The 25,089-nt window shown below is 69.3% G+C and carries 26 protein-coding genes and 1 pseudogene; 18 read left to right on the top strand and 9 right to left on the bottom strand.

Annotation, left to right across the window (positions count from 1 at the left end):
* Positions 1-84: 84 nt before the first annotated feature.
* Positions 85-1,560 (bottom strand): glucan biosynthesis protein, encoded by a 1,476-nt coding sequence (locus ASF34_RS08640; RefSeq protein WP_026176309.1) that lies wholly within the window; start codon positions 1,558-1,560, stop codon positions 85-87.
* A 238-nt stretch (positions 1,561-1,798) separates the two neighbouring features.
* Between ASF34_RS08640 and mdoH the strand changes: the two genes are divergently transcribed.
* Positions 1,799-3,694 carry a glucans biosynthesis glucosyltransferase MdoH gene (gene mdoH, locus ASF34_RS08635; protein WP_156465673.1) on the top strand — a complete coding sequence of 632 codons (1,896 nt, stop codon included), beginning with the start codon at positions 1,799-1,801 and terminating at the stop codon, positions 3,692-3,694.
* A gap of 249 nt (positions 3,695-3,943) precedes the next feature.
* Positions 3,944-4,966: a helix-turn-helix domain-containing protein gene (locus ASF34_RS08630; RefSeq protein ID WP_244474588.1), complete on the top strand. Its 1,023-nt coding sequence runs from the start codon at positions 3,944-3,946 to the stop codon at positions 4,964-4,966.
* A gap of 159 nt (positions 4,967-5,125) precedes the next feature.
* Here ASF34_RS08630 and ASF34_RS08625 read toward each other — a convergent pair whose 3' ends face one another.
* Both ASF34_RS08625 and ASF34_RS08620 read right to left on the bottom strand, forming a co-directional pair.
* Entirely contained in the window at positions 5,126-5,587 is a 462-nt protein-coding gene (locus ASF34_RS08625) for a hypothetical protein (protein WP_056160564.1), read from the bottom strand.
* A gap of 98 nt (positions 5,588-5,685) precedes the next feature.
* A pseudogene (locus ASF34_RS08620) lies at positions 5,686-6,796 on the bottom strand (trans-sulfuration enzyme family protein).
* 106 nt (positions 6,797-6,902) lie between these two features.
* Here ASF34_RS08620 and ASF34_RS08615 point away from each other — a divergent pair.
* Genes ASF34_RS08615 through ASF34_RS08605 form a run of 3 tightly spaced genes read left to right on the top strand, consistent with a single transcriptional unit; the run spans position 6,903 to position 8,114 of the window.
* Entirely contained in the window at positions 6,903-7,157 is a 255-nt protein-coding gene (locus tag ASF34_RS08615) for a type II toxin-antitoxin system RelE family toxin (protein ID WP_056160562.1), read from the top strand.
* 16 nt (positions 7,158-7,173) lie between these two features.
* Positions 7,174-7,602 carry a helix-turn-helix domain-containing protein gene (locus tag ASF34_RS08610; RefSeq protein WP_018045962.1) on the top strand — a complete coding sequence of 143 codons (429 nt, stop codon included), beginning with the start codon at positions 7,174-7,176 and terminating at the stop codon, positions 7,600-7,602.
* On the top strand, positions 7,599-8,114 hold the full coding sequence (locus tag ASF34_RS08605; protein ID WP_056160560.1) for a TspO/MBR family protein: 516 nt from the start codon (positions 7,599-7,601) through the stop codon (positions 8,112-8,114). The genes ASF34_RS08610 and ASF34_RS08605 overlap by 4 nt, the downstream gene beginning before the upstream one ends.
* 7 nt (positions 8,115-8,121) lie before the next feature.
* On the opposite strand, the gene hemA is transcribed toward ASF34_RS08605, so the two are convergent.
* Entirely contained in the window at positions 8,122-9,465 is a 1,344-nt protein-coding gene (gene hemA / locus ASF34_RS08600) for a 5-aminolevulinate synthase (RefSeq protein ID WP_056160558.1), read from the bottom strand.
* Between the two features lie 343 nt (positions 9,466-9,808).
* Between hemA and ASF34_RS23085 the strand changes: the two genes are divergently transcribed.
* Together ASF34_RS23085 and murA are read left to right on the top strand one after the other, a co-directional pair.
* Positions 9,809-9,976 carry a hypothetical protein gene (locus ASF34_RS23085; RefSeq protein WP_200913237.1) on the top strand — a complete coding sequence of 56 codons (168 nt, stop codon included), beginning with the start codon at positions 9,809-9,811 and terminating at the stop codon, positions 9,974-9,976.
* Positions 9,977-10,114: 138 nt separating this feature from the next.
* Positions 10,115-11,404, top strand: coding sequence for a UDP-N-acetylglucosamine 1-carboxyvinyltransferase (gene murA / locus ASF34_RS08595; RefSeq protein ID WP_056148788.1), 1,290 nt, complete (start codon positions 10,115-10,117; stop codon positions 11,402-11,404).
* A gap of 45 nt (positions 11,405-11,449) precedes the next feature.
* Here murA and ASF34_RS08590 read toward each other — a convergent pair whose 3' ends face one another.
* Positions 11,450-11,815, bottom strand: a complete 366-nt coding sequence (locus tag ASF34_RS08590) for a hypothetical protein (protein WP_056160556.1) — start codon at positions 11,813-11,815, stop codon at positions 11,450-11,452.
* A 216-nt stretch (positions 11,816-12,031) separates the two neighbouring features.
* Here ASF34_RS08590 and ASF34_RS08585 point away from each other — a divergent pair, with 216 nt between their 5' ends.
* From ASF34_RS08585 to ASF34_RS08570, 4 genes are all read left to right on the top strand, one after another.
* Positions 12,032-12,541, top strand: coding sequence for a DUF2948 family protein (locus ASF34_RS08585; protein WP_018045956.1), 510 nt, complete (start codon positions 12,032-12,034; stop codon positions 12,539-12,541).
* Positions 12,541-13,836: a histidinol dehydrogenase gene (gene hisD / locus ASF34_RS08580; protein WP_056160554.1), complete on the top strand. Its 1,296-nt coding sequence runs from the start codon at positions 12,541-12,543 to the stop codon at positions 13,834-13,836. Before ASF34_RS08585 ends, hisD begins: the two co-directional genes overlap by 1 nt.
* 529 nt (positions 13,837-14,365) lie before the next feature.
* Positions 14,366-14,863 carry a UPF0262 family protein gene (locus tag ASF34_RS08575; protein ID WP_056160552.1) on the top strand — a complete coding sequence of 166 codons (498 nt, stop codon included), beginning with the start codon at positions 14,366-14,368 and terminating at the stop codon, positions 14,861-14,863.
* A gap of 39 nt (positions 14,864-14,902) precedes the next feature.
* Positions 14,903-15,364 carry an arsenate-mycothiol transferase ArsC gene (locus ASF34_RS08570; RefSeq protein WP_018045953.1) on the top strand — a complete coding sequence of 154 codons (462 nt, stop codon included), beginning with the start codon at positions 14,903-14,905 and terminating at the stop codon, positions 15,362-15,364.
* Here the strand turns inward: ASF34_RS08570 and ASF34_RS08565 are convergent.
* Positions 15,342-16,229: a C40 family peptidase gene (locus ASF34_RS08565; RefSeq protein ID WP_056161144.1), complete on the bottom strand. Its 888-nt coding sequence runs from the start codon at positions 16,227-16,229 to the stop codon at positions 15,342-15,344. The genes ASF34_RS08570 and ASF34_RS08565 overlap by 23 nt on opposite strands.
* A gap of 289 nt (positions 16,230-16,518) precedes the next feature.
* Between ASF34_RS08565 and ASF34_RS08560 the strand changes: the two genes are divergently transcribed.
* Positions 16,519-16,851, top strand: a complete 333-nt coding sequence (locus ASF34_RS08560) for a hypothetical protein (protein WP_018045951.1) — start codon at positions 16,519-16,521, stop codon at positions 16,849-16,851.
* A gap of 4 nt (positions 16,852-16,855) precedes the next feature.
* Here the strand turns inward: ASF34_RS08560 and ASF34_RS08555 are convergent, their stop codons facing one another.
* The 3 genes from ASF34_RS08555 to ASF34_RS08545 form a co-directional block, all read right to left on the bottom strand.
* Entirely contained in the window at positions 16,856-17,542 is a 687-nt protein-coding gene (locus tag ASF34_RS08555; protein WP_018045950.1) for an SDR family oxidoreductase, read from the bottom strand.
* Between the two features lie 88 nt (positions 17,543-17,630).
* Entirely contained in the window at positions 17,631-18,347 is a 717-nt protein-coding gene (locus tag ASF34_RS08550) for an MgtC/SapB family protein (protein ID WP_018045949.1), read from the bottom strand.
* A 48-nt stretch (positions 18,348-18,395) separates the two neighbouring features.
* Positions 18,396-19,298 carry an alpha/beta fold hydrolase gene (locus ASF34_RS08545; RefSeq protein WP_056160551.1) on the bottom strand — a complete coding sequence of 301 codons (903 nt, stop codon included), beginning with the start codon at positions 19,296-19,298 and terminating at the stop codon, positions 18,396-18,398.
* A 337-nt stretch (positions 19,299-19,635) separates the two neighbouring features.
* On the opposite strand from ASF34_RS08545, the gene ASF34_RS08540 reads away from it, so the two are divergent.
* The 6 genes from ASF34_RS08540 to ASF34_RS08515 are packed head-to-tail and all read left to right on the top strand — an operon-like array spanning position 19,636 to position 24,934.
* The gene (locus ASF34_RS08540) at positions 19,636-20,649 is read left to right on the top strand and encodes an AAA family ATPase (protein WP_056160548.1); all 1,014 of its coding nucleotides are present in this window, start codon (positions 19,636-19,638) and stop codon (positions 20,647-20,649) included.
* 26 nt (positions 20,650-20,675) lie between these two features.
* Positions 20,676-21,608 carry a DUF58 domain-containing protein gene (locus ASF34_RS08535; RefSeq protein ID WP_056160547.1) on the top strand — a complete coding sequence of 311 codons (933 nt, stop codon included), beginning with the start codon at positions 20,676-20,678 and terminating at the stop codon, positions 21,606-21,608.
* A gap of 3 nt (positions 21,609-21,611) precedes the next feature.
* The gene (locus ASF34_RS08530) at positions 21,612-22,079 is read left to right on the top strand and encodes a DUF4381 family protein (RefSeq protein WP_056160545.1); all 468 of its coding nucleotides are present in this window, start codon (positions 21,612-21,614) and stop codon (positions 22,077-22,079) included.
* A 4-nt stretch (positions 22,080-22,083) separates the two neighbouring features.
* Positions 22,084-23,097, top strand: coding sequence for a VWA domain-containing protein (locus ASF34_RS08525; protein WP_056160543.1), 1,014 nt, complete (start codon positions 22,084-22,086; stop codon positions 23,095-23,097).
* Positions 23,094-24,023: a vWA domain-containing protein gene (locus ASF34_RS08520; protein WP_056160541.1), complete on the top strand. Its 930-nt coding sequence runs from the start codon at positions 23,094-23,096 to the stop codon at positions 24,021-24,023. The genes ASF34_RS08525 and ASF34_RS08520 overlap by 4 nt, the downstream gene beginning before the upstream one ends.
* Complete coding sequence (locus tag ASF34_RS08515) at positions 24,023-24,934, top strand: tetratricopeptide repeat protein (RefSeq protein ID WP_018045942.1); 912 nt, start codon at positions 24,023-24,025, stop codon at positions 24,932-24,934. Before ASF34_RS08520 ends, ASF34_RS08515 begins: the two co-directional genes overlap by 1 nt.
* The last annotated feature ends 155 nt before the right edge of the window (positions 24,935-25,089 follow it).

Genomic DNA, 25,089 nt, shown 5'->3' with positions numbered 1-25,089 from the left:
TTGGTGGTGTTCCAAGTTGAGAATCCCCGACCGGTGCTCCCGTTCCGATCCCTGCGGCAACTCGCCAAGTCGTGAAATCGGCGATCAGGCGGCGTTGTCCCAGGTCTCGCTGATCGGACGCCCGCCGCGCATGAGGCGCGCCCGCAGGATCACGTCGCCGGGCGGCAACGGCGTCGCCGGGCGCCATTCCACGTAGAGGCGCCAGCCCCCGGTCTGGGGCACCCGCTCCACCACCGGATCGACCATGGCGCCGGCGCTGGCCGAGACCTCGGCCGCGATGTCACCGTCCGGGCCGGTGGGCAGGCCCGGTCCTTCGAAATCGATGACGTAGAGGCGCCGCTCCGGACTCGGCGGCGTGGTCGGCCGCAGGCGCTCGGCCGAACCGACACGGGTGGAGACCACCCGGGCGAGCGCGCTCAGTACGGCGGTGTCCGGTTCGGCCCCGATGGTGGCGAGGGTGTAGGCGAGGTCGAGGGCGCTTCCCGCCGTGACGGGTGCGTCCGGCACGAAGGCGGCGACGATATTGTCCATATACTCTTCGCGGGACGGGATCTCGAAGAGCTGCACCGCCCCGGCGCCGAACCCCGCCTGGGGCGTGACCCAGAGGCCGGGCCGCGCCTCGTGTCGGGCCTGGACGTCGAGATAGGCGGCAAAGCTTCGCTCGCGCTGGAGAAGTCCGAACCCATCGAGGGAATCGACCCGGAACGCCGAGATCTGCGGATCGCGCCGTCCGTTACTCAAGGGACGCCATAGGCGGTCGTCCTTGGTCGCCACCACCAGCCCATCGGAATCGTGAACCTGGGGCCTAAAATCGTCGAAGGGCGCGGCTCCGCGCGCGCCCGGACCGTTCTCTCCGTGCAAGAACATGCTGGTGAGCGGCGCGAGGCCGAGACGCGGGATCGCGGCGCGGGGATGCAGCGAGGCGGTGACGACCATCCGCGAGGTCTCGCCGGGTTCGACCACGAAGCGGTAGGCGCCCGCGAGGCTCGGCGAATCGAGGAGCGCCAGGATCGTGACGGCGCGGGCCTCGGCCTTCGGCTCGCAGATCCAGAACGCCGTGAAGTCCGGAAACTCCTCCGCTCCGGGACCGCCGGTCTGGATCGCGGCACCACGCGCCGACAGGCCGTATTCCTGCGTCTTTCCGCGAAGCCGGAAATACGAGGCGCCGAGGAAGACCAGGAATTCCTCTTGGTGAGCCGGCTTTCTATCGTCGAAGGCGTGATGCAGCCGGAAGCCGGCAAAGCCGAGATCGCGGGAAAAGTCCTGCCCGGCAAGGTCGGAGCCGAGATCGAACAGGCCCGACTGGTACAGGATCGGCTGCGGCGGCCCGTCCGGCGGCTGGAGGAACAGGGCGACGCGCTTCTTCTGCAGGAAGCCGCGATGGAACAGTTGCAGCGAGAACGAACCACCGAGGCGAGGGGCCGCGTCAGGGCGGAAGGTGATCGCGCGGTAGCCGTCGTAGCTGAGGGCGGCGAGCGGGGCCGGGAGATCGTCCGGAGCGGGCCGGTAGGGTGAGGCCGCGAGGCGGCGGGCCTGGGCCACGACGCCCTCGAAGGTCATCGGCGCGTCGCGCGGTGGGTCGAGAGTGTCGGCGGCCATCGTTCTGGCGGTATTCAGGTCGACGGCACTAGGCATTATGATGCCTGCTGTCAGACCGAGCGCGGTTCGCAAGGTCTGCCGCCGCGAGAGGGGCTCGCGTCCCGAACGCTCGTCTCCACCGTCGTCCCGTGTCATCGATGCCCTTCGTGTCGTGACGGATGACGGCCCATCTCAGCCTTGATCGAGTGTCCATCGCCCCATGTCCATCACCCGGTTGTCGCACGACGCATCCCAAGCCGGAATCCCGGACCCGGTGATTCCCGCGAGCCGGCCGAGCGAGACGCCCTCGTTCGAGGCGCCGTCGCTCCTGTGGCGGCGGCTCCTGCTGGCGGTGCCGGCCCTGGTCACCGCGGCGGCGATCGCGTGGCTTGCCGTGTCCGCCTATGGACGCCCCGACGGCGCCTTGGGCTGGGCCGTGCTGGTCCTGTTCGGCCTCGTGATGGCGTGGCAATCCTTCGTCGCCTGGCAATACGTCTACGGACTCGTGGCGGTCGCGTTCGGCGATGCCGCCAAATCCGCGATCGAGATCCGCTCGGCCACGGTGCCAGCCACCGCCTCGGGCCTGAGCCGCACGGCGGCCGTGGTGGCGATCCATGCCGAAGATGCGGTGGCGGTGTTCGCCGCCCTTCGCGTCATGGCCCGCTCGCTCCAGCGTGGCGGCGGCGACGGGTCCGATATCGACATCTTCGTCCTCTCCGATACGCGCGACGGCGCCATCGCGGCGGTGGAGGAGCATGAATTCGCGCGGATCGAGGCCTGGGCGCGCCTGAACGGCCCCGGCCTGCCGCGCTTCCGCTACCGGCGGCGCCAGGACAATGCGGGCCGCAAGGCCGGCAACATCGCGGAGTTCTGTCGGAGCTACGGCGACGAGTACGATTTCATGATCGTGCTCGATGCCGACAGCCTGATGACCGGCGCCGCCATGCGCCGCCTCGCCCGGCTGATGGAGGAAGCCCCCCGTGTCGGGCTGATCCAGACCGTCTCCTACGCCACCGGCCGGGACACGCTGTTCGCCCGAATCCAGCAATTCGCCGTGCGGCTCTACGCGCCGCTGTCGATCCGCTGCCTCGAGACCTGGCAGGGCGCGGATGGGAGCTATTGGGGCCACAACGCGATCCTGCGGGTCGCGGCCTTCGCCGACAATGCCGAACTGCCGGTGCTGCCCGGCAAGGCGCCGCTGGGCGGCGAGATCCTGTGCCACGACATCGTCGAAGGCGCGCTCCTGCGCCGGGCCGGATGGGAGGTCCGCCTCCTGCCGGAGATGGGCGGCACCTGGGAGGAGATGCCGACGAACCTCGTCGATCTCCTCGGGCGCGAGCGGCGCTGGTGCCAGGGCAACATGCAGCACCTGCGGGTCACCACCCTGCCGGGCCTGCGGGCCGCGAGCCGCTGGCACCTCATCGTCGGCATCCTGTCCTACCTCGCCTGCCCGCTCTGGGTGCTGTTCCTCGCCGCCGCCTCGATCCAGGCCGCCGTGACCGGCGATCTCGGCCTGCTGGCCTATGGGCTCACCGGGACGGGCCTCGCCGCCCATGCGCTGGCTGCCCTCGTCGTCGTCGTGATGGCCCTGCCGAAGCTTCTCAGCCTCGGCCATGTCCTGGCCTCGCCGACCCGCCGCGCGGCCTTCGGCGGCACCGCCTCGCTCCTGAAGAGCGCCGTGCTCGAACAGATCGTCTGGGTGCTGCTCTGGCCGGTCATGACGGTCTTTGCCGCGGGTGCCGTCGCCACCACCTTCATCGGCCGCGTGGTGCGCTGGGATTCGCAGGCACGCGACGACCGTCAGGTGCCGTGGTCCGAGGCGATCCGCCTGCAGGTGGACGCCCTGGTGGCGGGCGCCCTGCTCGCCGGCCTGCTCGTTTATGCGGGCGACCTCTGGCTCGCCCTGTGGATGGGGCCGGTGGCCCTTGCGCTCCTCACGAGCCCGGCCTTCAGCGTGCTGACCAGCCGCGCCGATCTCGGCCGCGCCTCGCAGAGGAACGGCCTGTTCCTCTCCATCGACGACACGGACCGCGCCCCCGAACTCCTCGACCTGGCCTCGGTCCGCCGGGGCGAGGAGCGGGGCCTGCGCCTCCATCAGGAAGCCTGGGCGAGCTGAGGAACCGGCCTCTCCGCGCCGCGATGAGGCCGAAGGGGCGACGAAGGGGCGAGAGGCTGGAAGCCAGGTCCGAACCCGATCCGATCTTGCCGTGGATGCGGGCGCGCGGTGTCGCCCGGAGCGGTCATCCGCCCGCTTGCGACCCTTTTACGCTCCACGGACCCCCAACATCCATTTCGGTTGCCTCATCAAGGACTTCATGCCTAACGTCGGGGCTCGGACGGGTCGGGTGACGAAGGATTTGGCTCGTTGGGTGCAGACGACACGACGGCTGAACCGGGCCTGCCGTACTTCTGCCTGACGACGTCGGGCTTGCCTCCCGGAGAGGCTTTCGAGCGATGGCGCACACTCCTGGCGCCGATGTACGAGGTCAGTCCGACGACGCGATCCGCCGTCCTGCCTTTCGGCACCAACATCGCGTATCCGATCGACGACCTCGTCGCTCATCGCACCCTGCTCTCGACCCAGCGGCTCCAGCGCGATCGCCGACGTGTCGATGCCGGTTCCGACCAGTACATCGTCCAACTCTACCGGTCCGGCCGCTTTCAGGGCACCGTCGCCGGCAAAGCGGTCTCGGCCTCGGCCGGCACCGTGACCTTCATCGGCCGCCGTCATCTGCTCGATGGCATGCTCGACCGGGCCGATACGACCGGCATCGTGATCCCCTGCTCCCACCTCCACGGGCTACCGCTCGAGGACCATGACATGCTCTTCGATGCGGCCCGCAACCGGTTGCTCGCCGCACGCATTCTGGACCTCTACCGCCGCTTGCCGACCACGCGCCCCGACGACGCCCCGGCTCTCGCCGTCGAGTTCGTTGGCTTCCTGCGCCGCCTGCTCGATCCCTCGCGGGCCAAGGACGTGCTCGAAGGCCGCGAACTCGACGGCGGCCTGATGGCGCTGGCCAGGATGATCGTGCGGGAAAACCTGTCCCGGTCCGATCTGTCGCCCGCCTTCGTCGCCGGACAGATGCGGGTCTCGCGGGCCACGCTCTACCGGCTGTTCGAGCCGGAAGGAGGCGTGATGCACTTCGTGCAAGGCGAGCGCCTGAAGGCCATGCGCGACGCGCTGGCCGATCCGATGGAGACGCGCACCCTTGCCCGTTTGGCCGAGGTCTTCGGCTTCAGCAGTGCCTCGCAGCTCAGCCGCAGCTTCCGCAACCGCTTCGGCGCGCCACCCCAGGCTTGGCGGGTCGAGCGTCGGGTGGTTCAGCAGATCAGCGGTCAGGGGACGGTGCAGCACGTCTGGAAGTGGCTTCGCGAAACGCGATGACCTCGTCCAGATGGACCCGGTCGATCGACGCCGAGAGACGGCGGCCGCATGTCATGCCACGCCTCAATGTTCCTGCCCCGTAGGTCAGGCCCACCGAGGTCCGGTGTGAGGCGCACTGATCCGGGCCTTCGAGCAGGCACCGGCGGGAGCCCCGATAAGCTAGGGTTTCTCCAGCACCTCGATCGGGTTGGTGCGCTGGCTCGGCCTGGGCTCGGCGGTGGCCGCACCGGCATTGCCGTCCGGCTTCTCGCGCCGGGCGCCGGAGCTGGTATCGGCGCCGGGTCCGGTGCCCTGGGTCGGCACCGTGCCGCTGGCCAGTTCGAGGCAGGTCACCATCTCCACGTAGGACGGGAAGCCGCCGGCCTGGAACTGCTTCTCGCACTGGGTCTTGGCGGCCGGCGAGTAATCGCCCCAGCGGCGCTGGGCTTCCTTGCGCGCCGCCTCCTCCGAACGCAGGCAGCCCTCGACGGTGGCATTGTCGCTGACGCTGGCCTCCGCACGGACCGAGGATTTGCAGGTCGCCTGAACGTCGAGCGTGGGCGGCCCATCGGCGGCCGGGGCCACATTCGTGAGGGCGACGAGCGCGAGGGCGCCGGTCAGGAGGGGAACAGGGTATCGCATCGGGTCGTCCTCGCTCGCATCGCGGCGACCGCCCGGCGGCGGTCCGTCCCTCGCACAATGCGCGAGGGGCGGGATCGCACCAAGAACCGACGAGGAAATCAGCCCAGCGCCGCGTCGAGATCCGCGAAGAGGTCGTCCACATGCTCGATTCCCACGGAGAGCCGCAGGAGATCGGGCGGACACGGCGTGCACGGCCCCTCCACCGAGGCGCGATGCTCGATCAGGCTCTCGACGCCGCCGAGCGACGTGGCGCGCTTCCACAGGCGCACCCGCGCCGCCGTGGCGATGGCCGCCTCCTCGCCGGCCGCGACCCGGATCGACAGCATGAAGCCGAAGCCGCCCTCCATCTGCCGCGCCGCCACCGCGTGGCCTGGATCGCCCGGCAGGCCGGGATAGAGCACCGAGGCCACGCGCGGATGCGCCGAGAAGCGCCGGGCGAGGTCTGCGGCGGAAGCCGATTGCGCGGCGACGCGAAGCGGCAGGGTCCGCAGCGATGCGCTCCCAGAACGCATCGGCGCGGGCCGAGGCCAGGACACCGGCGACCACGTCGGAATGCCCGTTCAGGATCTTGGTGGCCGAGTGCATGACGATGTCGGCCCCGAGCCGCAGGGGCCGCGTGTGGATCGGCGAGGCGGCGGTGGAATCGATGGCCAGACGCGCCCCCGCCGCGTGCGCGATCTCGGCCGCGGCGGCGATGTCGGTGATGGTCCAGAGCGGATTGCCGGGCGTCTCCACCCAGACGAGCTTCGTCGTGCCCGGCCTGATCGCGGCGCGCAGGGCGTCGAGGTCGTCCATGGCGACGAAGTCGAGGCCCCAGCCCCGGCGCGGCGCTTCCTGCTGGAGCCAGCGCTTGAGCGCCCAATACATCACCAAGGGTGCGACGATGTGGTCTCCGGGCTCCAGGGCCGAGAAGACGGCGGTCGCCGCCGCCATGCCGGAGCCGAACAGCATCGCGCCGGCCTCCGCCTCCTCCAGCATCGCGATGACGGCCTCGGCCTCGCGGGTCGTGGCGTTGTCCGGCCGGGCATAGGAGAAGCCCGAACTGTAGCCGTTGTCGGGATCGCGGAGGAACGTCGTCGAGACATGGAGCGGTGCCACCACCGCCCGCGTCACCGGATCGACATGGCCCATGGCCTGCGCGGCCAGGGTGCGCTTGGTGAAGGGGGGGGTGGGATGTGCGGAGGAGGGGCCGTCGGCGGATTCGGACATGGGTTTCGTTCCGGCAGATGGGCCGCTTGACCCTTGGGAGAGACGTGGCGAAACAATAGCGGAATGCTATGTTCGACCGCGATGAGTTTCGCTATCCGCTAACGTTATGATGCAGGTCGCCTACAGCAAGGATGCCGTGAGGGCACTGGCTCGCATGCCGGCGAACGTAGCGCGACTCATTCGAACGAAGATCGACGAATATGCCGGAAATCCTGCGTCTCAGGCCAACAACGTGAAGGCTCTGAAAGGCCAGCTCGGCGTCTACCGCCTGCGGGTCGGCGACTGGCGAATCCTGTTCACCCAGGACGGGCAGATCCTCGCCATCATCAGAATCGCGCCTCGCGGCAGCGCATACGATTGAATCAGGACGGTTCGCCATGGGTGCCCAGACGATCGTTACGGCAGGAGGCGAGCGGCTCGTCGTGTTGCCGGAAGCAGAATACGAAGCTCTTCTCGAAGCCGCCGAGAATGCGGAGGATCGCCTCGCCGTCACCGAGTTCCAGCGCAAGCTGGCCCTTGGTGAAGAGGAACTCGTGCCCTCGGCGATCGTCGAACGACTGCTTTCGGGCGAGAATCGCATCCGTGTCTGGCGCGACCATCGTGGAATGACGGCGGCAATTCTCGCGGACAAAGCCGGCATCGCACAGGCCTACCTGTCGCAGATCGAGACGGGGAAACGGGAGGGGACGATCGAGACCCTGCGCAGGCTCGCCTCGGCCCTGGCCATCTCCCTCGACGATCTCGTCGGGTTCGGCCCCCACGTCACCGGAACGGAGGATCGCGATACGGGTAAGACATCGGCATGACCACGTCTCACATTCCGTATCGCTCGCCGCTCTCTCCGATAGCGAGACTCGCGGTCGCCATCCTGCCGGTGGTGGCGACGTCCGTCGTCGGCTCTCTCAGCACCACGCCCAATATCGAGGGCTGGTATGCCGGCCTGACGAAGCCCGGCTTCAACCCGCCGAACTGGCTGTTCCCGGTGGCCTGGACGATTCTCTACGCGATGATCGCGCTGTCGTTCTGGCGCTTGCTCGGGGCGTATCCGGCGACGGGGCCGACGCGGCGGGCCTGGAATCTGGCGGTCGGTGCCTTCGCCGCCCAACTGGCGCTCAACGCGGCGTGGTCGCCGGTCTTCTTCTCGGCCCATGCCCTCAGCTGGGCGGGGATCGTCGCAGCGGCGATGCTGGTGATGATCCTCTGGACCATCCGCCTGTCCTGGCGCTTCGACCGGTTGGCGGCGTGGCTGCTCGTGCCCTACGCCGCCTGGGTCACGTTCGCGACGGTGCTCACCGTCACGCTCTGGCGGCTGAACTGACCGCTTCCTACTCCGCCGCCTCGACGAACACGGTGCCGGCGCGGGGCAGGTCCAGGGTGTCCCAGGTCTCGGTGAGCGCCGCCGTCAGCCTGGCGATGCGGGCCGCGTCGTGGAACGGCGAGGGCGTGATCCGCAGGCGCTCGGTGCCGCGCGGCACGGTGGGGTAGTTGATCGGCTGGATGTAGATTCCGTGCTGTTCGAGGAGGTGGTCGGCCGCCGCCTTGCACAGCTCGGCATCGCCCACCATCACCGGCACGATATGGGTCTCGGTGGGGAGCACCGGCAGGCCCGCCTCTTCCAGCGCGACCTTGGTGAGGGCGGCCTGGCGCTGGTGCGCCGTCCGCTCCACCTGCGAGCGCTTGAGGTAGCGCACAGAGGCGCGGGCCGCGGCCGCGATGGCCGGCGGCAGGGCGGTGGTGAAGATGAAGCCCGGCGCATGGCTGCGCACGGCGTCGCACAGGACCGTCGAGGCGGTGATGTAGCCGCCGACACAGCCGAAGCCCTTGGCCAGCGTCCCCTCGATCACGTCGACCCGGTGCATCACCCCGTCGCGCTCGGCGATGCCGCCGCCGCGATTCCCGTAGAGGCCCACCGCATGGACCTCGTCGAGATAGGTCATGGCGCCGTATGTGTCGGCCAGATCGCAGATGGCGGCGATGTCGGAGACGTCGCCGTCCATCGAGTAGACGCTCTCGAAGGCGATCAGCTTGGGGCGGTCCCCGGCGGCGATCAGCAGTTCCTCGAGATGGGCGAGATCGTTGTGGCGGAAGATGCGCTTCTCGCAGCCCGAGTGGCGCACGCCCTCGATCATCGAATTGTGGTTGAACGCATCCGACAGGATCAGACAGTTCGGAATCAGCTTGGCGATGGTGGAGATGCCGGCTTGGTTCGAGACGTAGCCCGAGGTGAAGACGAGGCCTGCCTCCTTACCGTGCAGATCGGCGAGTTCGCGCTCCAAGTCCACCAGCGGCGAATTGTTGCCGGCGATGTTGCGGGTGCCTCCGGCGCCGACGCCGCAGCGGGCGGCGGTCTTGGTCATGGCCGAGACCACGTCCGGATGCTGGCCCATGCCGAGATAGTCGTTGGAACACCAGACGGTGATCTCGCGGGTGCTGCCGTCCGGACGGCGCCAGTTGGCCGTGGGGAAGCGCCCGGCGATCCGCTCGATATCGGCGAACACCCGGTAGCGGCGCTCGTCGTGCAGACGGTCCACGGCCTTGCGGAAGTAGCTCTCGTAATCGGTCCGGCCCTGCCCGAACGACGCGCGGGTGGACGATCCCTGGCTCGAGGAATCGCGGGGCGTCGTCGTATCGCTGATCATCGTCATCGCGGGCATCCGATTCACGGGCATCCGTCCTTCACGCTATGGCCGACCGCATGGCAACGCCGCTCTCGGCGGCTCCGGCATCCGCTCGTCTGCATTCAGCAGCAGCATCGTTACAAAGGGCTTGTTCCGAAGCACCAAACTCTCCGCTGCGGGTCTCGACGACCATGATTCCCGCTGGCGCAAGGATCTCGCTTCGCATGGCGCGGAAGGAATCAGACGGTGCTGATTTCGACGCCACGAGCCCGACGATACAGGCGAACTTGGAATTGGTTCAAGTCGACTCCTGCATTCCAGCTCTGCACCTGTTGAGACCGGGTGGCAAAGCCGGTATTTCGCCCTGGCGACGAAGGGTCGCGCAGTGATCGCCATGAAGAACGACGCCACGCGCAACGAACGGCTGAAGGCGGCCCTGCGAGACAACCTGAAGCGCCGCAAGGCCCAGACGCGGGTCCGCGGGCAGGCCACGGCCGCGGCGGAAACCGGCGATGCCGGTGAGCGATCGGACGCGAAGCCGGATCGCGACGGAGACGGCTGACGATCCTTTTTCGGACAAAACTCACGTATAGGCGGCTCGATAAGGCCGTGCCGCGAGCGCACCGCCATTGTTTGCAGAACCAGGACGGCACCGCCCTCCCGTCACGGGAACGGGCAGGACGCCGCGCGAAGGACGACGATGGACCGGATCAACATCATCGGCGGAAAGCCGCTCCACGGCGTGATCCCGATCTCGGGCGCCAAGAACGCGGCCCTGCCCCTGATGATCGCGAGCCTGATGACGGGGGAATCCCTCGAACTCATGAACGTGCCGCGCCTCGCCGACATCCACGCCCTGCTCCGCATCCTCGGCAACCACGGCGTCGACCACATGGTGGTGGGCAAGCGCCCCGGTGATACGACGGAGACCGGCCAGACCATCCGGCTCACCGCCTCCAACGTCATCGACACCACCGCGCCCTACGAGCTCGTCTCCACCATGCGGGCGAGTTTCTGGGTCATCGCGCCGCTGCTCGCGCGGTTCGGCGAGGCCCGTGTCTCGATGCCCGGCGGCTGCGCCATCGGCACCCGGCCCATCGACCTGATGCTGATGGCCCTGGAGCGCCTCGGCGCCACCGTCGAGATCGATGGCGGATACGTGGTGGCGAAGGCCAAGAACGGCCTGCGCGGCGGCGAGATCCACTTCCCCAAGGTCACGGTGGGCGGCACCCATGTGGCGCTGATGGCGGCGTCGCTCGCCAACGGCTCGACCCTGATCGAGAATGCCGCCCGCGAGCCGGAAGTGGTCGATCTCGCGGATTGCCTCATCAAGATGGGCGCCAGGATCTCCGGGGCCGGCACCCCGCGCATCACCATCGAGGGCGTCTCGCGCCTGAACGGCGCCCGCCACACCGTCCTGCCGGACCGGATCGAGACCGGCACCTACGCCATGGCGGCCGCCATGGTGGGGGGCGACGTGACCCTGGAGAACACCCGGGCCGACCTGCTGCACAGCGCACTCGACGTGCTGACGACGACGGGTGCCGAGATCACCTCCACCGCCGACACGATCCGCATCCGGCGCAATGGCGGCGGCATCGCGGCGGTGGACGTGACCACCGACCCGTTCCCGGGCTTCCCCACCGACCTGCAGGCGCAGTTCATGGCGCTGATGACCCTGGCCAAGGGCCAGTCCCACATCCGCGAGACCATCTTCGAGAACCGTTTCATGCACGTGCAGGAACTGGCGCGTCTCGGCGCCAAGATCCGGCTCGAAGGGGATCTGGCCATCGTCGACGGCGTGGAGCGCCTCAAGGGCGCCCCGGTCATGGCGACCGACCTGCGTGCCTCGGTCTCCCTCGTCATCGCCGGCCTCGCCGCCGAGGGCGAGACCAGCATCAACCGGGTCTACCATCTCGACCGCGGCTTCGAGGCGCTGGAGGCCAAGCTCGGCCGCTGCGGCGCCGAGATCAGCCGGGTCCGCTCCTGACCCTGTCCGACCCGGGAGGCGGTCCGCGCCTCCCGGACGAAGGCCCTATTCCAGCACGTTGCCGCGCTTGGGGCCGAAGCCCGGGATGTCGCAGCGGCAGGGCGACTGGATCGGGCTCGGATAGGCGGGGCAATTGCCGCGCGAGGTGACGCAGACGCTGCCCATGCGCTGGCGTCCGTATCGCGGCGGCAGGGGACGGCGCTCGCCATCGTCGTACGGCCGGGCATAGCGATCGTAGCGATCGTAGCCGCGCGACCGGTCGTCGCCGTAGGGCGACCGCTCGTAGGTCGGCCGGTTGTAGCCGTCGTCGGGATAGTGCGGAACCTGGGCTTGGGCTGACCCCAGGCCGGCCGCCACCGTCAGGACGGTGACGGCAGCAAGGGCGATACGACTTACAGGTCCGGCGGTCATGGCTTTGGATATCCCAATTCGGAAGTCTGCGAAGGCATAGTTCCTTCCGCATGAACGTCGTCTGACGTCGCCGCCGCGAACGGCCCGTATCGCCGGCACGCTGCAATTGTTCCGGGCCGCGCGGTTGCCGCAGGGCGGCCGCCTCGCTACCTACGGCCGACCCACTTCCACACCCGGCGCCCGATCCGGCGGTGTCCGGCCAGATGCGAACCCGACATGGAGCTCCTCAAGCTCGCTGCCCTCGACGCGGAGGATCTCGCCATCCTCTCGGCTCATCTCCAGGATGCGGTCCTGCGCCCGCAGGACCTCGCCTATCTGGCGTCGTCGCACCGCTTCGTGCTGGTCGGGCGGCGTTTCGACTGGTCGACGCCGGATGCCGAGGCCCCGCGCCGGCGCCTCACCGGCCTGCATTTCGAGCGGGTCATGGCCGTGCGCGCACGCGGAATCACGCCCGGCTCCACCTCCAACGAGCCGCTCAGCCTGCTGGCCATCACCTTCGAGCCGAAGGAGGACCCCTCCGGCACCGTCACCCTGGTCTTTGCCGGCAAAGCGGCGATCCAGCTCGATGTGGAATGCATCGAGGCGCGGCTGAAGGATCTCGGTCCGGTCTGGGAGGTGGAAGGCCGCCCCGACCACGAGGCGGCGGAAGCCGGCCGTGCCGCGATCCGGGGACAAGCGGGCACGGTCCCCTCCGCCAAGGACAACGTCTTGAAAGATTCCGCCTGATGATGCGCCTCGACAGCCGCGACGCCGATTTCGCCGCCGCCTTCGCCGGTCTTCTCAGCGTCAAGCGCGAGATTTCCGAGGATGTGGACGAGACCGTGCGCGGGATCATCGCCGGCGTGGTCTCCGGGGGCGACGCGGCCCTGGTGGACTACACCCGCCGCTTCGACCGGCTCGGCGAGGATTTTTCCGCCGCCACCCTGCGGGTGACGCCCGATGAGGTGCGCACCGCCATCGCCGCCTGTCCGGCCGACGCCCTCGACGCCCTGCGGCTCGCGGCGACCCGCATCGAGGCCTTCCATCGCGGCCAGGTACCCGGCGACCACATGGCCACCGACGCGATCGGCGTGACCTCGGGCTGGCGCTGGACGGCGCTCGAATCGGTCGGCCTCTACGTGCCCGGCGGAACCGCGAGCTACCCCTCCTCCGTCCTGATGAACGCCATTCCCGCCCGCGTCGCGGGGGTGCCGCGCGTCGTCATGGTGGTGCCGATGCCGGAGGGGCAGATGAACCCCCTCGTGCTCGCCGCCGCCGACCTCGCCGGTGTCAGCGATATCTACCGCGTCGGCGGCGCTCAGGCCGTGGCGGCGCTGGCCTACGGCACCGAGACCATCGCCCCCGTGGCCAAGATCGTCGGACCCGGCAATGCCTGGGTGGCGGCGGCCAAGCGCCGGGTCTTCGGGCAGGTCGGAATCGACATGATCGCCGGCCCGTCCGAGGTGCTGATCCTCGCCGACGGCCACGCCAACCCCGATTGGGTCGCCGCCGACCTCCTCGCCCAGGCCGAGCACGATGTGGCCGCCCAGTCGATCCTCATCACCGATTCGTCCGAGCTCGCCGACGCCGTGGAGAGCGCCGTGGACCGGGCTCTGGCCACCCTGCCCCGGGCCGACATCGCCCGGGCGAGCTGGCGCGATTACGGGGCGATCGTCCGCGTCCGCGATTTCGACGAGGCCGTCCCCCTGGTGGACCGCCTCGCCCCGGAGCATCTGGAGATCGAGACCGCCGACCCGGAGGCCCTGGCCGCCAAGGTCCGCAATGCCGGCGCGATCTTCCTCGGCAGCCATACGCCGGAAGCCATCGGCGATTACGTCGGCGGCCCCAACCACGTGCTGCCCACCGCCCGTTCGGCCCGGTTCTCGTCGGGCCTCGGCGTGCTCGATTTCATGAAGCGGACGACGATCCTGCGCTGCGATCCCGCGGCGCTGAGGGCCTTGGGGCCGGCAGCCATCGCGCTGGGACGTTCGGAGGGCCTCGACGGCCACGCCCGCTCGGTGGCGATCCGCCTGAATCTGTGAGGATATTTACGGATCGGCGCTCAAGTATTGGCAACCGTCGTGAGACCGAGACGAGTCGTAGGCGTCCTGTTACACGGCACCGCCATGCTTTTCGCTTGTGGAACTGCTTCGGCGGATTACGCAGGCATAGAGGGCAAATGTTGGAAAAGAGAGCGATTTTCTCCTACGATCCGTTGGCCGACGAGCGAACTGACATATTGTTTTCGCTCAAATGGGAAAATCGACGGATTCTGGTTTGATGCAGGAGATGGAGGCGATCTTCGAGCGTCTTGGAGAAGACAACTCGGCAAGATTCTCATCAGACGGGCGGTGTTCGGTAAAAGCGATCATAAAGACGAATGCGTGGCCCGATTAGAGCCTCACCACGATGTCCTGGTTCTAATGCGTTGTGCTCATGAAGGTGAATGGATCTTCGACTCGGGCATGACGAAGGCAGTTTTTGGTGGAAGATAGGCGCAGGCAGGTTCGAGACGCTGTTTTCGATGATGGGACGACAGCATGCTCGGCGCGGCCTCAGAAAGTGGGTAGGATGACGGCCAAAGCCACTGAAGATGCGTCACAATCCATCCACCGCCTCGCGGCGGTGACGTTCGACGAGGATTCCATCGGCCGGGGCAACCCCGACCAGGAGCACGAGCGCGCCATCGCGATCTTCGACATCCTGGAGGAGAACCACTTCTCCATTCCCGGACGCGAGGGACCCTACGCCCTCACCCTCGGTCTCGTGGAGAACAAGCTGTCCTTTGCGATCCGCCGCGAGGATGGCGAGCCGGTGATGACCCACCTCCTGTCGCTGACCCCGTTCCGCCGGGTGATCCGCGACTACGAGATGATCTGCGAGAGCTACTACAACGCGATCAAGACCGCCTCGCCGACCCAGATCGAGGCGATCGACATGGGACGGCGCGGCCTGCACAACGAAGCCTCCGAACTCCTCCGGCAGCGCCTCGAGGGCAAGGTCGATCTCGACCACGACACCGCGCGACGCCTGTTCACCTTGGTCTTCGCCTTGCACTGGAAGGCGTGAGCGCCCTCCCCGTCGTTTGAAGCCCGAGGCAGTCACCGGATGGCGGAAGAGGCCGGCCCGAAGAAGACGCGCGTGCAGTCGGTGCTGTTCATGTGCAACTTCAACGCCGTGCGGTCCCTCGCGGCGGAGGCGGTGGCGCGCCACTATTTCGGCAAGTCCACCTATGTCCAGTCGGCGGGCGTCCGCTCCGGCGAGCCGGCCGACCCGTTCATGGTGGCGGCCCTCGACGAGATCGGCATCAACGCCTCCAAGCACCGGCCCCGGACCCTCCTCGAACTCGAGGAATGGGAGGGGCTGAACTTCGACCTCATCATCACCCTGTCGCCCGAGGCCCACCACGCGGCCCTGGAGGTTACCCGCACCAACGCCGTGGACGTGGAGTACTGGCCGACGCCGGACCCGACGCTGATGCAGGAAGCCTCCCGCGAGCAGCGCCTCGACGCCTACCGCGACGTCCGCGACGGGCTGATCACCCGCATCAAGACCCGGTTGAAGGCGTGATCCGCCGGATCGACGTCACGGCGCCGTAGCTCTTCTCGGCGATGCGCTCCACCGCTCCCGCCAGGGGCTCCACCGCCACCGTCATGTGGTGGCCGTTGGCGTGGATGAGGCGGGTCTCGTCCAGCATCATCCCCACATGGCCGCGCCAGAAGACGAGGTCGCCCCGAGCCAAGCCGTCGAGACGCGTGGGCAGCGCCGTGCCGAGACCCGCCTCCTGCTGGTCCGCGTCGCGGGGAGACGGAATGCCCGCCAGGGCGAGGCAGAGCTGGACGAGGCCCGAGCAATCGAGCCCGAGGCTGGTGCGCCCGCCCCACAGATAGGGGGTGCCCACGAGACGCTCGGCGGTGGCGGCAGGATCGGGCTCCACGATGCCGACGGGCGTGCAATGATCGGCGAAGACGTAAGCACTGTCGGCAAAGGCATGGGCACCGTCGGCGAGGCGCAGGAAATCGCCCTCCCGCCCGGCGATGCCGAGCCCCGCGCCGAGGCTCACATGGCCCAGGGGCGACAGCTTCATGTTGGCGGCCGGATAGAGAAATGTCCGCAGGGCCGTCACCCGGTGGGTCGGGGGCGGAACATCCAGGGTGATTGCGGCCTCCGGCAGGTAGCCGACATAGCCGTCGCTTTCGAGCTGCACGAAGGCGAAGCCCTCTCCCGTGTCGTAGAGGGTGACGGGATCGCCCATCACCGCCTCGGTCTCGATCCCCGCGTCCCCGCTCGGCCTGCGCCGCAACGGGGCCGAGGCGGCGATGAGGCGGGCGCTTTGCCCGGCGACGTAGCGGGCGGCATCCACACGGCCCCGCAGCCGGATATCGGCCAGATCGGGGCGGGCCGGGACCAGCCTGGCGTCGGAGAGATCGGTGATGGGAAACATGGTCCGGCCAGTATCGGCGGCGGCGTGGCCGCATGCAACGGCGCGAGGATCGGGTCGCTCATCGCTTTACGGATGCGACATATCGACACCATATGATGCCCGTTCCCTGGGCAATTTGACGACCATGCGGATGCAGGCAGAGCAACTTTCGCCGGATCTGCGGGAAAATCCGGCGGTGATGGGGGGATGCATGGAACGCGTGGGTGCGTCGTCGAAATGGTGCAATGCACTCTCTCCGCCGTCGCGCTATCCTCGGTCGGTGTGGAGCGCGGGCCGAGTCGTGAAGAAGACGCCGAAATCCTTTCAGGATCTGCCGCCGATCCGTGTCCGGCGCGAACCGCCGACGATCCCCGAGGCGATCGCCGCCGCTCAGGATCTCGCCGACGATCTCGAACAGCAGGTCGAGATCGCCGCCGGCCTGATCGGTCTTCCCCTCGACGAGGTGCGCCCGCACGTGCTCGCCGCCGAGAAGCCGAAGCCCGAGCGGATCTCCGAGCGCATCCTCACCGCCGGCGGCCCGAGCCGGGCGCCGCGTACCGTCATCGTCGAGCGCCGCACCCGCCCACCGGTGGTGGTGGAGCGGCGCGGCCGCCCCCTCGACGGACGGCGCTGAGCGCCTACCAGGCCAGGGTCGCGCCGGTATAGTCGAGATAGGCGATGCCGGTTTTGCCGAGCCGGGCCTCGATGACATCGGTGAGTCCGGTGACGCTCGTCGTCACGTCGATATCCGCCTCCTCTCCGCCCATCTCCGTGCGGACCCAGCCGGGATGGAGGAGGAGGACGCCGAACCCCTCGTCGCGGTGACGAATCTCGAAGCTGATCGCCAGCGTGTTCAACGCCGCCTTGCTCGCGCGGTAGGTCTCCCATCCGCCGCTCTCGTTGAGGGCGACACTGCCGAGGATGGAACTCATGAAGGCGACGAGGCCGTTGCCCGCCAGCCGGTCGCGGAACAGCTCGGCGAAGCGGATCGGGCTGATGGCGTTGGTCAGGTAGACCTGCGCGGCGACATCGCGCGGGACGTCGTGGGCCGGGTCGTGCGCCTGGGTCGCCACACCGGCCACCACGAAGATCAGGTCGTAGCGCTGGTTCGCAAGCCGGCCATGGAGGGCGGCCACCGCCCCGTCATCGTCGATATCGGCGGTCTCGATGGAGAGCGCATCGGAGGCGAGCGCCGCCAATCCGGCGGAGGGCGAGCGCTGCGTGGCGGTGACCGCCCAGCCGCGGGCGAGGAACGTTTCCACCAATCCGAGGCCGAGGCCGCGCGAGGCCCCGACGATCAATGCGTTCTTGCGTGCTTCGGTCATGGCAAGGGCTCTCCACCGCCGGGGCGGAGCCCGGCATCACGGGTCTAGGTTGGTCGTTTCCACGCGGCGGCAATGGCCGCGAGCGCGCTCAATCGGCGGTCTGGACCGACCAGGTCGCATGGCTGATCCGCTCGTCGCGCTCCAACCCGGCCACCACGGCATCGAGTTCGGCGGAGTCCACCGCCGTCGCCACCAGGGTCGCCACCACTTCCACCGTCTCCTCGCCGCGTTCCACCACTTCGGTTCCCCCGACCGGATAATGCGCCGCCTCCAGCCGTTCCACGAGAAGGTCGCGGGCGGGGCCGGCATGTTCGGCCTGCACCGTGACCTGGACCTCGTAGGTGGCCTCGGTCTGGCTCTCGTCGATGGGAACGCGGTTGATGGCGTTGACGAGGGGCCGCAGCAGGGTGTTGCCGGACAGGACCGCCGCCGTGACGAAACAGGCCTCCAGAGGGAAGTCGGCCCCGGCGAAAGCCCCCACCGCCGCCGAACACCAGAGCGTGGCGGCGGTGTTGAGGCCGCGGACGTTCATCCCCTCCTTCATGATGACGCCGGCCCCGAGGAAACCGACGCCCGAGATGACGTAGGCGACGGTGCTCACCGCGCCGCGCGTTCCTTCGAGGCGCATGCCGAGATCGACGAAGGCCGCGGCCCCCACCGCCACCAGCACGTTGGTGCGCAGGCCCGCCGTGCGCTGGCGATACTGCCGCTCGGCCCCGATCATCGTGCCGAGGACGAACGCGACGACGAGGCTGATGGCGGAATTGACGAATTCGGGGAGCGGCGAGGCGAAGAGCGCGGTCATGAGCGCTGCATGTCGTCCGCCGATGACGAAACGGTGACGCTTCGCGCGTCAGCCATCGAGAAAGGCCCGCAGGGCTTTGAGGGTTTCGGGAGCGTTCTCCTCCGCCAGGAAATGGCCGGAGGTGATGTCCACGGCCTCGGCCTTCGGCGCGAAGGTGCGCTGCCAGGCCGCCAGGGGGGTCTCGTGCGAATGGTCGAGATAGCCGTCTCCGGTGAGGATCAGGGTCGGGCAGGAGAGGGTCTTGCCCGCCGCGAGGTCGTCGAGATCCGCCTCGCGGTCGCGGGTCGCGCCGGCCCGGTAATCCTCGCAGAAGGCGTGGATGCGCTCGGGAACGGTCCAGTTGTCGCGATAGAGGCGCAAGGCTTCCCGAGCGAAGGGGTCGAGGCTTCGGGCGTTGCTCCATTGCCGGAGGAGCCCCTCGAAATAGGCGACCGGATCGCGGCCGATCTCCTCCTCCGGACCGGGGGCCGGCCGGGCCAGGGATGCCCAATGCGACGACACGTCGGGATCGGCTTCGATCCGTTCCCACTGGACGAGGGTGGGCAGGATATCGAGGAGGGCGAGGCGCTCGATCCGGCCCGGCTCGTCGAGGGCGAGGCGGTAGCCCACCCGCGCGCCGCGATCGTGACCCACGAGTGCGAAGCGGACATGGCCGAGCCGCTCCATGACCGCCACCACGTCGCGTCCCATGCGGCGCTTGGAATAGACGTCGTGGCGGGCGTCACCCTTGGGCGCTTCCGACCAGCCGTAGCCTTTCAGATCCAGGCACACCACGCGATGGGTCTCGGCCAAAGCCGGCGCGATGCGGTGCCAGCAGGCATGGGTCTGCGGAAATCCATGGAGGAGGATCACGGGAGGCGCGTCCTCCCGGCCGCCGCTGCGGGCGAAGAAACGCCCCTCCGGAATGTCGATCCAGTCCGCGCTGAAGCCGGGGAAGAGGTCTGTACTCATGGTCTGCTCCAGTCTGCCCGCTGGGTTGAGACGGAAACCGGGAAGCCGTCCCTCGGTTTCCACCGGCGTCGCGCGGGATGCGACATAACGCCGAATTCCGGCTTGAATCCTACGGATCGGCAGAGAAATCCGCTCTGCATGCATTCGACTTCATGAAATCCCGGTGGTCGGGCATTCTGCCCGATCTCCCCCTCGTGTTTCACGGGAAACGTCCCACGGGATTGACGCCGGTGCTCCGCTGCATGCACACCCGATCGACATAGGGATCTCTTAAGAATCCGCTCGAGGAGACGCGCATGGTGCTGTACGCCGGCCCTGCCACGATCATGACCCGCTCATGAGTGATGCAACATTGGCCACGCGTCCCGCCACCTCGATGGTGCCGGTCGCCGACGAGGCCCTGCGTGCTCGCATCCTCGCCCTTCGCGATGGGCTGAGCCACGGACTCATCGGCGCGGAGACCCTGGTGGAACGCCTGCTCATCGGGCTTCTCACCGGTGGCCATCTCCTCATCGAGGGCGCGCCCGGCCTCGCCAAGACCCGCGCGGTCAAGCGCCTGTCGGACGGGCTCGACGGCAGCTTCGCCCGTATCCAGTGCACGCCCGACCTGATGCCGGCCGATCTCACCGGCACCACCGTCTGGCGCCAGGATGCCGGCGACTTCGAATTCCTGCCCGGCCCGCTGTTCCATTCGCTGATCCTCGTGGACGAGGTGAACCGCGCGCCGCCCAAGGTGCAGTCGGCCCTGCTGGAATCCATGGCCGAGGGCCAGATCACGGTCGCCGGGCACACCCATGTCCTACCCGACCCGTTCATGGTGGTGGCGACCCAGAACCCCATCGAACATGCGGGCACCTTCCCCCTGCCGGAAGCCCAGCTCGACCGCTTCCTCCTCCACGTGGTGGTGGAGATGCCCGACGAAGCCTCCGAGCGCCGCATCCTCGACCTCGTCGAGGGCGAGCTGAACCACCATGCCGAGGCGATGTCGGTGAAGCTCACCGTGGCGGAGATCCGCGCCGCGCGCGCGGCGGCCCTCAACGTCCACGTCTCGTCGGCCCTCAAGGATTATCTGGTGCGGCTCGTGGCCGGCACCCGCACCGACAAGGCCGCGCCGGATCTCCGCGCCTCGATCGAGCACCCGGCCTCCCCGCGCGGGACGCTGGCGCTCATGCTCGCCGGAAAGGCGCGGGCCTATCTGCGCGGCCGCGACCACGTGATCCCGGAGGATATCTCCGATCTCGCCGCCGACGCCCTGGCGCACCGGATCGGTCTCACCTGGCGCGCCGCCGCCGAGGGACAGACCGCGCGGGGCATCATCACGGGCCTCGTCCAGCGGGTCCGGGCGCTCTGAGGCGGAATGGTCGCGTAGACACAGCCATGGCGTCCAATCCCGGCCTCCCGACAGGTTCCGCGCACGGACCCGGCATCCATCTGTCGGGCGAGGCCCTGATGGGCCTGCGCCACCTTGCGCGGCGCGGAATCTCGCCGGCCACCCGCACCCTGGCGGGCCTTCCCGGCGGCATCGTCACGCGGCGGCGCGGACGCGGATCGGAGCCCGACGACGTGCGGCTCTGGTCCGAGGGCGACGACCGCCGCCATATCGACCGCAACGCCACCGCCCGCACCGGCATCCTCCACGTGCGGACCCACCATGACGAGCGCGACCGCGCGGTGGTGCTGCTGGCGGATTTCCGCCCCTCCATGCTGTTCGGCACGCGCCGCGCCCTGCGCTCGGTGGCGGCGGCCGAAGCCCTGGTGCTGCTGGGCTGGCGCATCGTCGGCGATGGCGGCCGGATCGGCCTCGTGGCCGCGTCCTCGGGGGAGCCGGTGGTGGTCCGTCCCGGCGGCGGCGAGCGGGCCATGACGGCGGTGACGGGTGCGCTGGCCATGGCCCACGCCCAGGCGCTCGCGGCCTCGGACAGGACGGACCCTCCCCTCGACCGAAGCCTCACCGTGGCGGCGAGCCTGCTTCCGTCCGGCGGACATCTCGTCATCGGCAGCGCGCTGGACGCGCCGGGGCCTGAATTCGACCACCTGCTCACCGTGCTGGCCGAGCGCCTGTCGATCCGCCTCGTCCTCGTCAGCGATGCGTTCGAGCGCAGGAAGCCGGCGGGGTTCTTTCCGTTCTCCACGCCGGATGGGCAGCGCGGCACGGTCCAGGTCGGGCGTTCCGCCGCCAATACGGACGGCGCACCCGACGACCGACTCATCGCCTATGCGCGGCGAGGGATCGAGGGGTTACGCCTCGACGCCGAGGCCGGCCCCGAGGCCTATGCTCCGCTGATGGAACGTCTCGATGCGGTGCTGTAGCGCGTGACCCCCCTCGCCTCCCCCACCGATCTCACCCAGCTGCGCGGCCTGCACCTGCCGGCCGATGCGGGCAGCGGCGCCCAGGGCGAGGTGGTGCTGGCCATCGCGCTGGGCTTCGTCGCGGCCCTTCTCGTCGGCCTCGTCAGGCTGATGCGGGCGCGCTCGAAAGCCTCGGTGCGGGCTTCGGCCCTGCGCGGCCTCGCCGAGACGCGGGCGCTTCCCCCGGAGGCACGCCTCATCGCGCAGGCCCGCCTGCTGCGGCGCCTCGCCCGGACGCTCGCCGGCGACGAGGCCGCCTCGACCCAGGGACGCGACTGGGCCGCCACCCTCGACCGCCTCTTCGCCACGGATGTCTTCAGCGAGGGCGTCGGCAGGGTCGTGACGGAGGGCCTGTACCGGCGCTCCTCCCCGGCCGACGTCGAGACCCTCGATTCCGAACTCGGCCGCCTCTTCGCGCGGATCAGGGCCTGAGCCGATGCCAGCCTGGTTCACCGCCTTCCTCTCGGCCTTCGATCTCGCCGCACCCCTGGCGCTGCTGCTCCTGCCGCTGCCCTTCCTCGCGGCGCGGCTGCTGCCGCCCGAGCGGATGGGATCGAGCGGCGCCTTGCGCGTTCCGGCCACCGTCGTGATGGGCTCCGCCCGGGGGGACGGCGTGGCGGCGCGCGGGCGCGGTCGCTCGTTCCTGATCTGGACCCTCTGGGCCGCCCTCGTCGCGGCGCTCGCCGGACCCCGCCTCGTCCTGCCCGCCACCGCGCTTCCGGCCTCGGGCCGTGAGATCATGCTGGTGATGGACCTGTCCGGCAGCATGGAGAGGCGGGACTTCGCCATCGACGGCGAGACCGTGACGCGGCTCACCGCCGTGAAGCGGGTGGGCACCGACTTCATCCGCCGCCGGGCCGGGGACCGGATCGGCCTCGTGATCTTCGCCAACGAATCCTACGTGGCCGCGAGCCCGAGCTTCGACACCAATACCGTGGCGCGCGCCCTCGACGAGGCGACGATCGGATTGGTCGGCCGTTCCACCGGCATCGGCGACGGTCTCGGCCTCGCCCTCAAGCGGCTGGTGCCGGCGACCTCCGGCGAGGCGTCCGACATCCCGAAGGCCACATCGAAGGTGGTGGTGCTGATGACGGACGGGGCCAACAATGCCGGCCAGACCACGCCGCGCGACGTGGCGGCCCTGGCCAAGGAACTCGGCGTCAAGGTCCACACCATCGCGCTCGGCCCCCGCGACATGTCCAATGCCGACGGCGAGCAGGATGTCGTCGATGCCGAGACCCTGCGCGAGATCTCGGCTTCCACCGGCGGCACCTTCTTCCGCGTGAAGACCACCGACGACCTCATCGCCATGGCCGATTCCATCGACGCCATCGAGGGAGGCCGGGCCAAGGCCCCCCCGGTCCCCCTGCGCCAGGACCTCTGGCCCTGGCCGGCCGGCCTCGCTCTCTTGTGCGCGGCGGGCCTGCTGGCGGCGAGGCGCAAGGCATGAGCGCCCTTCTCTCCCTCGCCATCCTGCGGCCATGGTGGCTCCTGGCGATTCCCGTCATCCTCGTCCTCGCCCTGCGCGCGGCCTGGCGCTCGGCCCCGCTGGGGGATTGGGCGAAGGCCGTCGATCCCGGCCTCATGGCCTTCCTCGAGACGCGGGGAGCCGTCCTCGGCGGGCGGCACCAAGCCAACCTCGCCGCCGCCATCGCGGCCGGGATCGTCGCCGTCGCTCTGACCGGACCGGCCATCGAGCGTCCCGATGCGGCCACCTTCCGCAACCTCGATGCGACGGTGGTCGTCATCGATCTCTCGCGCTCCGTGGCCGAGGGCGGTCATCTCAAGGAGGTCCGCCAGATCGCCGACAGCGTGGCCCAGGCGGCGGGCACCCGCAGCGTCGCCGTGGTGGTCTATGCCGGCGACGCCTATCTCGCCGCCCCGCCGACCACGGACCGCGACGCCCTCAGCCTCGTCCTCTTCGCCCTCGACGGCGACACCGTGCCCGATCGCGGCACCCATCCCGAGCGCGGCCTCGCCATTGCGCGTCGGACCCTGGAAGAAGCTGGGGTCATCGCCGGGGACGTGGTCCTCGTCACCGATGGCGACGGGATCGGCGATGCGGCCCTGCGCGAGGCCACTGCGATCCGGACCAAGGGCTGGCATCTCCATGCGGTGTTCGTGCCGGCCACCAAGGCCCTGCCGGACGGTTCGCCGAAACCCGACCGGACAGCTCTCGACCGCGTCACCGGCGCGGGCAATGGCGTGACCGTCGATCTCGACAGGCCCGCCGCCCTCCTCGACATCGTGGGTGCCAGCACGGCGCAGCATCTGGCGGCGGGCGGCTACACCGTGCTCGCCTTCGCCGATCTCGGACGCTGGCTGATCCTGCTCGCCCTGTTTCCCGCCCTCGTCCTGTTCCGCAGGAGCGCCTGATGAGCACGGCGCGTCTCTCCCTGTCCGATCGTCTTCCTCTCCCCCGGCATTGGACCGGCTGGGCGAGGATCGCCGGCGTCACCCTGGCCGGTGCCGGCATTCTCGGCCTCACCCTGGTCTCCGAGCCGCGCACGACGCTCGGTCGCAGCCTGATGAGCCTCGGCCTGCCCGGTGCCGCCGCCACCATCCTTGCCGATCCGGCCTGGCGCGGCCCCGCGCTCTACGAGGCGGGTCGCTACGAGGAGGCCATCGCCATCTTCCGGAACGGCGGCCGGCGCAACGCCTACAATCTCGCCAATGCGCTCGCGCGTTCCGGCGATTACCAGGGCGCCATCGACGCTTACGACGTCGCCCTGCAATACAACCCGCGCGATGCGGATGCGCAGGCCAACCGCTCCCTCGTCGCGCGTCTCGTCGCCGAGGGGCCGGGCGATCCGGGCAAGGGCGGCGGCCTCGCCAATGCCACGGCGACGGTGGGCTCGCGCTACAACAAGACCTCGAACCAAGACCCGAACGACGACATGAAGGCCTCCTCCGTCGGTGAGGGACTGGCCGGTAACAAGGAGGGGGGCACCTCCTCCTCGACGCCGGGCAACAGCAAGGTGGCGCGGCGCGGCAAGGCCGAGCAGCAATCGGTGGATTCCGGCAAAGGTGAAGCGAGGGGCTCGGCCAGCGACGCGGCTGGCCGCGGTCGGACGGGCGCCGGTTCCGCCATGGTCGCCGCCGCTCCGGAACGTGAGGTGCGGCGCGTGACGAAGAGTTTCGAGGCGCACGAAATCCGCCCCGACCGCCTCTGGCTCCAGACCCTGCCCGACGATCCGGGCCGGTATCTCAAGCTGCGCCTGAAAGCCGAGCAGGCGGTGCGTGTGGAAGCGGGCACGGCGGTCCCGGCGGGAAGCAACCCATGGTGAGCTTTAGCGGAGAGATGCCGGTGTACCCCCCCTCTCCCCGCTCGCGGGGAGAGGGCCGAAGGCACCTCGTCGTGCCTTCGGTAAGCGGAGGCGAAAGCCGGAGCGAGGGTGAGGGGGCTCGTCCGAAAGCGACTCCTTCGGACGAGCCCCCTCAC

Origin of the sequence: Methylobacterium sp. Leaf106 (assembly GCF_001422895.1) — a bacterium.
GTDB classification, from domain to species: domain Bacteria; phylum Pseudomonadota; class Alphaproteobacteria; order Rhizobiales; family Beijerinckiaceae; genus Methylobacterium; species Methylobacterium bullatum.
Note: the sequence above shows the minus strand (reverse complement) of the source record. Positions and strands in the feature narration are given on the sequence as shown.

Coding starts and splice junctions, on each gene's coding strand:
- ASF34_RS08640 (WP_026176309.1), bottom strand. CDS start 1,560: ATGACCTTCGAGGGCGTCGTGGCCCAGGCCCGCCGCCTCGCGGCCTCA.
- mdoH (WP_156465673.1), top strand. CDS start 1,799: ATGTCCATCACCCGGTTGTCGCACGACGCATCCCAAGCCGGAATCCCG.
- ASF34_RS08625 (WP_056160564.1), bottom strand. CDS start 5,587: ATGCGATACCCTGTTCCCCTCCTGACCGGCGCCCTCGCGCTCGTCGCC.
- ASF34_RS08615 (WP_056160562.1), top strand. CDS start 6,903: ATGATGCAGGTCGCCTACAGCAAGGATGCCGTGAGGGCACTGGCTCGC.
- ASF34_RS08610 (WP_018045962.1), top strand. CDS start 7,174: ATGGGTGCCCAGACGATCGTTACGGCAGGAGGCGAGCGGCTCGTCGTG.
- ASF34_RS08605 (WP_056160560.1), top strand. CDS start 7,599: ATGACCACGTCTCACATTCCGTATCGCTCGCCGCTCTCTCCGATAGCG.
- hemA (WP_056160558.1), bottom strand. CDS start 9,465: ATGCCCGTGAATCGGATGCCCGCGATGACGATGATCAGCGATACGACG.
- ASF34_RS23085 (WP_200913237.1), top strand. CDS start 9,809: ATGAAGAACGACGCCACGCGCAACGAACGGCTGAAGGCGGCCCTGCGA.
- murA (WP_056148788.1), top strand. CDS start 10,115: ATGGACCGGATCAACATCATCGGCGGAAAGCCGCTCCACGGCGTGATC.
- ASF34_RS08590 (WP_056160556.1), bottom strand. CDS start 11,815: ATGACCGCCGGACCTGTAAGTCGTATCGCCCTTGCTGCCGTCACCGTC.
- ASF34_RS08585 (WP_018045956.1), top strand. CDS start 12,032: ATGGAGCTCCTCAAGCTCGCTGCCCTCGACGCGGAGGATCTCGCCATC.
- hisD (WP_056160554.1), top strand. CDS start 12,541: ATGATGCGCCTCGACAGCCGCGACGCCGATTTCGCCGCCGCCTTCGCC.
- ASF34_RS08575 (WP_056160552.1), top strand. CDS start 14,366: ATGACGGCCAAAGCCACTGAAGATGCGTCACAATCCATCCACCGCCTC.
- ASF34_RS08570 (WP_018045953.1), top strand. CDS start 14,903: ATGGCGGAAGAGGCCGGCCCGAAGAAGACGCGCGTGCAGTCGGTGCTG.
- ASF34_RS08555 (WP_018045950.1), bottom strand. CDS start 17,542: ATGACCGAAGCACGCAAGAACGCATTGATCGTCGGGGCCTCGCGCGGC.
- ASF34_RS08550 (WP_018045949.1), bottom strand. CDS start 18,347: ATGACCGCGCTCTTCGCCTCGCCGCTCCCCGAATTCGTCAATTCCGCC.
- ASF34_RS08545 (WP_056160551.1), bottom strand. CDS start 19,298: ATGAGTACAGACCTCTTCCCCGGCTTCAGCGCGGACTGGATCGACATT.
- ASF34_RS08540 (WP_056160548.1), top strand. CDS start 19,636: ATGAGTGATGCAACATTGGCCACGCGTCCCGCCACCTCGATGGTGCCG.
- ASF34_RS08535 (WP_056160547.1), top strand. CDS start 20,676: ATGGCGTCCAATCCCGGCCTCCCGACAGGTTCCGCGCACGGACCCGGC.
- ASF34_RS08525 (WP_056160543.1), top strand. CDS start 22,084: ATGCCAGCCTGGTTCACCGCCTTCCTCTCGGCCTTCGATCTCGCCGCA.
- ASF34_RS08520 (WP_056160541.1), top strand. CDS start 23,094: ATGAGCGCCCTTCTCTCCCTCGCCATCCTGCGGCCATGGTGGCTCCTG.
- ASF34_RS08515 (WP_018045942.1), top strand. CDS start 24,023: ATGAGCACGGCGCGTCTCTCCCTGTCCGATCGTCTTCCTCTCCCCCGG.